This window comes from Stenotrophomonas sp. SrG (assembly GCF_050031795.1).
In the GTDB taxonomy this organism is placed as follows: domain Bacteria; phylum Pseudomonadota; class Gammaproteobacteria; order Xanthomonadales; family Xanthomonadaceae; genus Stenotrophomonas; species Stenotrophomonas rhizophila_A.
In genome coordinates, this window is the sequence record NZ_JBNBBE010000031.1 from 3,612 (window position 1) to 10,518 (window position 6,907).

The 6,907-nt window shown below is 66.9% G+C and carries 6 protein-coding genes; 2 read left to right on the forward strand and 4 right to left on the reverse strand.

Annotated elements, in window-relative coordinates; all coding sequences use genetic code 11:
• Entirely contained in the window at positions 1-549 is a 549-nt protein-coding gene (efp, locus tag ACQG3P_RS18710; RefSeq protein WP_426805869.1) for an elongation factor P, read from the reverse strand.
• Positions 550-642: 93 nt separating this feature from the next.
• Here efp and epmB point away from each other — a divergent pair, with 93 nt between their 5' ends.
• Positions 643-1,647 (forward strand): EF-P beta-lysylation protein EpmB, encoded by a 1,005-nt coding sequence (gene epmB / locus ACQG3P_RS18715; RefSeq protein WP_184126582.1) that lies wholly within the window; start codon positions 643-645, stop codon positions 1,645-1,647.
• A 274-nt stretch (positions 1,648-1,921) separates the two neighbouring features.
• Here epmB and ACQG3P_RS18720 read toward each other — a convergent pair whose 3' ends face one another.
• The 3 genes from ACQG3P_RS18720 to ACQG3P_RS18730 are packed head-to-tail and all read right to left on the reverse strand — an operon-like array spanning position 1,922 to position 5,831.
• Entirely contained in the window at positions 1,922-4,048 is a 2,127-nt protein-coding gene (locus ACQG3P_RS18720) for a putative bifunctional diguanylate cyclase/phosphodiesterase (protein WP_068853258.1), read from the reverse strand.
• On the reverse strand, positions 4,045-5,004 hold the full coding sequence (locus tag ACQG3P_RS18725; RefSeq protein ID WP_426805870.1) for a phosphate/phosphite/phosphonate ABC transporter substrate-binding protein: 960 nt from the start codon (positions 5,002-5,004) through the stop codon (positions 4,045-4,047). The genes ACQG3P_RS18720 and ACQG3P_RS18725 overlap by 4 nt, the downstream gene beginning before the upstream one ends.
• A 56-nt stretch (positions 5,005-5,060) precedes the next feature.
• Positions 5,061-5,831: an RNA methyltransferase gene (locus ACQG3P_RS18730; protein WP_426805872.1), complete on the reverse strand. Its 771-nt coding sequence runs from the start codon at positions 5,829-5,831 to the stop codon at positions 5,061-5,063.
• A gap of 121 nt (positions 5,832-5,952) precedes the next feature.
• On the opposite strand from ACQG3P_RS18730, the gene ACQG3P_RS18735 reads away from it, so the two are divergent.
• Complete coding sequence (locus ACQG3P_RS18735) at positions 5,953-6,780, forward strand: inositol monophosphatase family protein (protein WP_068853263.1); 828 nt, start codon at positions 5,953-5,955, stop codon at positions 6,778-6,780.
• Positions 6,781-6,907 lie beyond the last annotated feature (127 nt).

A 6,907-nucleotide genomic window follows, 5' to 3' on the forward strand; every position in this document is an offset into this window, starting at 1 on the left:
TTACTCGCCCGAGCGGGTGTCGACCTTGATGATTTCATCCTGGTTGACGAACAGCGGCACGCGGACCACGGCGCCGGTCTCCAGGGTGGCCGGCTTGCCGCCGCCACCCGAGGTGTCGCCACGGACGCCCGGATCGGTTTCGACGATCTTCAGTTCAACGAAGTTCGGCGGCTGCACGAAGATCGGCGAGCCATTGAACAGGGTCACGATGCAGGACTCTTCGCCCTTCAGCCAGTTCTTCGCATCGCCGATGCCGGCCTTGTCGGCCTGGACCTGTTCGAAGGTTTCCGGGTCCATGAAATGCCAGTACTCGCCGTCGCTGTACATGTAATCCATGTTGGTGTCGACAACGTCGGCCTTTTCCACATCATCGGTGGCCTTCATGGTCATTTCGACCACACGACCGGAGCGGATGAAGCGATATTTGATGCGGGTGAAGGCCTGGCCCTTGCCCGGCTTGACGTACTCGGTCTCGGTGATGACCGCCGGTTCATTGTTGACCAGGATCTTCATCCCGTTCTTGACGTCGTTCATGCCAACAGTGGCCATGCTGAAACTCCTGAATGGGCAAACGCCGCGCAGGCGCGGCGAGCCGGATAGAATGGAAAGGCTTTCCCTATGATAACCGCAGGCCCCCATTCCATGCAGCTCTCCGCCACGCCCCTGCCCACCCCCGTCCGCTGGCAGCAGCTGTGGCGCGAGGCGGTCCGCGACCCGCGGACCCTGCTGGAACAGCTGGGGCTGGACCCGGACGCGCTGCCGGTATCGGCCGAGGCGGCCGGGCAGTTCGCGCTGCGGGTGCCGCAGGGCTTCATCGCCCGCATGCGCCAGGGCGACCGCCACGACCCGCTGCTGCGCCAGGTACTGCCGGTGACCGACGAGCTGCAGCACGCGCCGGGCTTCACCCTGGATGCGGTCGGCGATGGCCTCGCCCGCAAGGCCACCGGGGTGATCCAGAAGTACCAGGGCCGTGCCCTGCTGGTGACCACCGGCAGCTGCGCGATCAACTGCCGTTACTGCTTCCGCCGGCATTTCGATTACGGCACCGAGAACGCGGCCCGCGAGGGCTGGCGCGAGGCCGTGGACGCCATTGCGCAGGACCCGGGCATCGACGAGGTGATCCTGTCCGGCGGCGACCCGCTGTCGCTGGCCACCCACAAGCTGGTGGAGCTGACCCAGGCGCTGAAGCAGATTCCGCACCTGCGCCGCCTGCGCATCCACAGCCGCCTGCCGGTGGTGCTGCCTGAGCGGGTGGACGAGGAGCTGGTGCAGTGGATCGCCGCCCTGCCCTGGCCGGTGGCGTTCGTGATCCACGCCAACCACGCCAATGAATTCGATGCATCGGTGGATGCGGCCATGGCGCGCCTGCGCGGGGCCGGCGCCACCCTGCTCAACCAGGCAGTGCTGCTGCGCGGGGTGAACGATTCGCTGCAGGCGCTGCAGGACCTGAGCGAGCGCAGTTTTGCTGCAGGCGTGCTGCCGTATTACCTGTACCAGGTGGACCGGGTACAGGGCGTGGCGCATTTCGAGGTGGACGATGCAACGGCCAAATCGCTGCACGCGCAGCTGACGGCGCGGTTGTCCGGGTACCTGGTACCGAAGCTGGTGCGGGAAATTTCGGGTGATTCCAGCAAACGTCCGGTGTGACGTCTGACGTATCCAGACCTCTGAACGTTACGTAACAATTCGTAGCCCCGGCCGTTGGCCGGACACCGCGCGCAGCGCGGCCCAAGCGTCCGGAGACGGTCGCGCAACGGTTGCGGCCAACACCCCGGCGTTTGGGCGTTCCGAAGCCGCGCGTCGGGCGTTCATGACGCCCGAACGAAAAGCAGCCGGCCAACGGCCGGGGCTACGAATTGTTACGGGCCCATTGGGATCGGGATCAATCAACCAAGGGGCCCGGAACATTTCCGGCGCCTTTTTATCTGCCCGATTCGATCATTTCCACGACATCGGTGGCCGTGATCGGCACGCTCAGCCAATAGCCCTGCGCCAGGTCGCAACCGCGCTGGCTCAGCAGGTCGAACTGCACTTCCTGTTCGATGCCTTCGGCCACCACGGTGATGCCCAGCGCGTGGGCCATGGCGATGATCGCCGTGGTCAGGGCCAGGTCGTCCGGGTCGCGCTGCATGTCGGCGACGAAGCTCTTGTCGATCTTGACCCCGTCCACCGGCACCTGGCGCAAGTGGCTCAGCCCCGAGAAGCCGGTGCCGAAATCGTCCAGCCAGACCTTCACGCCGGTGCGGTGCAGCTTGTCCAGCAGGGCCGCGGCCAGCATCTCATCGCCGATCACCGCCGTTTCAGTCAGCTCCAGGTGCAGGCGCGAGGCCGGCAGGCCGGTGTCACGCAGGCAGTCGGCCACCAGCTGGGGCAGCTCGCCGCCGCGCAGCTGGCGCGGAGATACGTTGACGGAGACGAACATGCCTTCGCCATCGGACGAATGCGGCCACTGCACCGCTTCCATGCAGGCCGCGCGCAGCACCTTCGGGCCGATCACTTCGATCAGGCCACTCTGTTCGGCCACTTCGATGAACACCGAGGGCGGAATAGTGCCCAGGGTCGGGTGCTGCCAGCGCAGCAGCACTTCGACCCCTACCATGCGGCGGTCGCGGGTACGGAAGATGGGCTGGTAGACCAGGCGCAGCTCGCCGCGCTCCCAGGCGCCGCGCAGTTCCTGCTCCATGTGCACGCGGCGTTCCACCGCATGGTCCATGGCCCGGCTGTAATAGCGGTAGCAGTTCTTGCCGGCGACCTTGGCCTGGTACATGGCGATGTCGCCATTCTTGAGCAGGGTGGTCGCATCGGCGGCATCGTCGGGGAACAGGGTCACGCCGATGGAGGTGCCGAGGAACAGCTCGCGGCCCTGCACCACCAGCGGCTTGCTCAGTTCGCGGACCAGCAGTTCAGCCAGCTGGCGCGCGCTCGCCGCCACGTCGCCATCGCCGATCAGGATCACGAACTCGTCGCCGCCAAAGCGGGCCAGCAGCGCTTCATCGCCGCCGGCCTGGGCCACGGCCGCACTGATGCGCTGGGCGAACTGCAGCAGCGCTTCATCGCCGGCCTCGTGGCCGAGGGTGTCGTTGACGCGCTTGAAGTCGTCCATGTCGGCGAACAACAGGCCCAAGCGGTGGTTGGACGCGCGCGCGGCCATCAGCCGGTGGTCCAGCGCCTCGCGGAACGCCAGCCGGTTGGTCAGCCCGGTCAGGGCATCGGTGTAGGCCATGTGGCGCACTTCGCGGTCGTGCCGCGCAATGGCCTCGCTCATCCGGCCGAACGCACGCACCAGCTCGCCCACTTCGTCCTGGCGGTTGCTGTTGCTCAGCTGCGGTCGATAGTCACCCGCCTCAATCTGGCGCGCGGCGGCGGCCAACCCGCGGATCGGGCCGACCAGGGTGCGCTGCACATACACGATGACCCCCGCGCCGATGGCCAGCAGCAGGCCCAGCATCAGCAGCAGCCAGCCCAGGTGGCGCTTGCCCACCTGCTGCAGGCGCTCGCCCAGGGTCAGGTTGGCCCGCTGCTCCATGGCCTGCACGTCATCCAGCGCCATGCCGACGCGGACCCCGCCGATGCGCTGGTTGCCGATCATGATCGGCATGGCGTTGTCGAGCACCTTCGGCGATTGCTGCACCACCAGCTTGCGCGCGCCCACTGCCCCGGCGGCCAGCGGATCTTCCATCGGGCGGCCGAAATCAATCACTTCGGTCGAACCGTCGTGGATCAGCTTGCCGTCCTCGTCGAACACCAGCACGTAGCGCACTACCTGCTGCCGCGAGGTATTGCGCACCAGCGCACCTACCTGGGCCAGGTCGTTGTAGTACAGCGGGTTGGCCAGCGCGTCGGACAGCTCGCGCGCCAGGGCCTCGCCCCGGCTGCGCACGCTGCGGTCGAACAGTTCGTGGATGACGCTGCCGCTGAGGTGCTTGACCTCCTCCTGCATCGCCGCCTGGCGCCCCAGGACCACGGCCACGATCGCCACCACCACCACCATCGCCCCGCCCATCGCCAACACGAAACGGGACTGCATTCCGGAACCCAACGGCCTCATTCCACTTCCATCCGCACGCGTGTTAGACCCTGTTTCAATTCATCCAAACGGTGCTGCATCTGCGCATCGACCCGATGGAACCCGGACGTACCAAAAAACTTCTCGAGCGCATCCTGCGCCTGCGGATCCGAGGCGGCATCCAGCAGTACCTGCTGCAACCTGTCACGCACTTTCGGGTCCAGCCCCGCCCGCACCACCTCCACCGCACGCGGGTACGGCTCGGTGCGATGGATGGCACGGAAGTCGCGGCGGAACGCGGCCGGAATCCGATGCGGATCGGCCCAGTCCACGCTGCTGACCGCGCCGGCATCGACCATGCCCTTGTGCACGAAGGTGGCGATGTTGGCCTCCGACCGCGCGAACACATAGCCCACCGTATCGGGCGCGGCCGCGTCGCGCGCGGACAACAGGATCTCCGGGGTCAGGCCGTTCTGCAACAGGGTCATCACCGGCACCAGGTAGGCGCTGGTGGAGGCCACGTTCTGCAGGGCCAGGGTGTGGCCCTTGAGGTCGGCCAGCGAGGTGATGGGGCTGTCGCGGCGCACGAAAAACACGGTCTGGTAGTCGCGCACGCCGCTGCGTTCGGTCAGCAGCAGCGGCTGGGCGCCGCTGCGCAGGCCCAGGTTGACGGCGGTGCCGGAGGTTTCGGTGACCCAGTCGACCCGGCCACGGCGCAGGTAGCTGGCCATCTGCTGCGCATCGGGCGCCATCAGGATGCGGCCTTCGGTGATGCCGACATCGCGCATGCGTGGAACAACATAGTCGAGCAGGGGTTGCAGTTGCGCATAGTGTGACTTGGGGTTGTCGCTGATCCGACCCAGCACCAGGACATGGCCCGGTTCGGCGTGGCCTGAATGGGTGTCATCAGGGGGGGCCGCTGCGGTGCCAGCCGTCATGACGCTGGCCAGACACAGCACCCCTCCCTGCAGCAGCCATCGCAGTACCGGCAATCCCATCCGCTCCCCCCAAGGAATCGAGACAGCCTACCCGAAAAAGTGAGACGTGCGTCGGGTCAATCGGGTTTAGCGTTCGCCAGGCGTGCCATCCGCTGGGCGTCGGCCAGAATGCCGCGCAGCAGCCGCACTTCCTGTTCGCTCAGTTCGGTGCGCAGGAACAGCCGGCGCAGTTTGCGCATGGCCGAATCCGGGGCGCGGCCCTTGTGGAAGTCGATCTCGTCCAGGGTCTGGCCGAGCTGGCCGAACAGGCCTTCGACCTGGGCGTGGCTGGCCGGCTGTTCACGATGTTCAGGATCGGCCGGCGCGGCCGCTTCCACTCCACCCAGGCTGGCCATGCGCAGCTCGTAGGCCAGCACCTGCACGGCGGCGGCGAGGTTCAGCGAGCTGAACTCCGGGTTGGAAGGAATGTGCACGGCCAGGTGGCACAGCTGCAGCTCTTCATTGGTCAGGCCGGTACGCTCGCGACCGAACACGAAGGCGACCTCACCATCGACCTCGGCCGCCTTGGCCAGGGCGCGCTGGGCGGCCACGCCGGGGAGCAGTTCTTCCAGCTGGACGCGGCGGGCGCGGGCGGTGCAGCCGAGCACCAGCCGGCAGTCGGCCACGGCTTCGGCCAGGGTGGCCACGACCGGGGCGTCGCCCAGCACGTCCTCGGCGCCGGCCGAGCGGCGGAAGGCTTCCTCATCCAGCGGCTTTTCGGGGGCGACCAGCACCAGCCGGCCCAGCCCCATGGTCTTCATGGCACGCGCGGCGGCGCCCATGTTGCCGGGGTGCTGGGTGCCCACGAGGACGAAACGGATACGGGAGGAAGCGGATTCAGTGGACATGAACAGGCCAAACGCGAGCAGGACAGTCACAAATGGTAAACTGTGTGACCGGCCTCTGCGCCGGGACCGCTCTTTTCCCCCGCCAGTACCCCCTACTCTGCCTTTCCGGGAGCTTTTCGCCATGCAGAAACCCGCCGTCACCGTCATGGTCAAGGCCGCCCGCCTCGCCGGCAACGTCCTGTTGCGCAACATCAACAAGCTGGAGGCGTTGAACGTCGTGCAGAAGGGGCGCATGGACTATGCCAGTGAAGTCGATGCGGATGCGGAAAAGGTGATCGTCAAGGAACTCAAGCGCGCCTATCCCGAGTACGGGATCATGGGCGAGGAAGGCGGCGTGCAGGCCGTCAACCGCTACATGTGGGTCATCGACCCGCTCGACGGCACCAGCAACTACCTCCGCGGCTTCCCGCACTACTGCGTCTCCATTGCCTTGGTCGAAAACGGCGAGCCGATCGACGCGGTGATCTTCGATCCGCTCCGCAATGAACTGTTCACCGCCAGCCGTGGCGCCGGTGCGGTGCTGAACGACCGCCGCATCCGCGTGGCCGACCGCAAGGACCTGGCAGGCGCGATGATCCACACCGGTTTCGCCCCGCGCGAGCGCAACCGCACCAGCGCCCAGCTGAAGGCGGTGGACGCGCTGCTGGTCCACGCCGAAGACGTGCGCCGCACCGGTTCGGCCGCGCTCGACCTGGCCTACGTGGCCTGCGGCCGCGCCGACGCCTACTTCGAAGCGGGCGTGAAAGCCTGGGACATCGCCGCCGGCGTACTGCTGGTCCGCGAGGCCGGCGGCCGCGTCTGCGACTTCAAGGGCGCAACCCCGGGCCGCATGGACAGCCGTGGCCCGGAAACCCAGCAGATCGTGGCCGGCAACGTGAAGAACACCGACATCCTGCAGAAGGTGCTGGTCAACACCGGCTACGCGGCCGAGTTCGACGCGAAGTTCTGATCTGGTTGATGTGAGATTCAAGCGACGGCGCCTGCGGGCGCCGTTTTTTTGTTTGGGTCCGCGCGTAGAGCGGTGGCTGTTCGGTTGTTCCTGCGCGGGGCGAGGACGGGGATGCCCTGGCCGGACA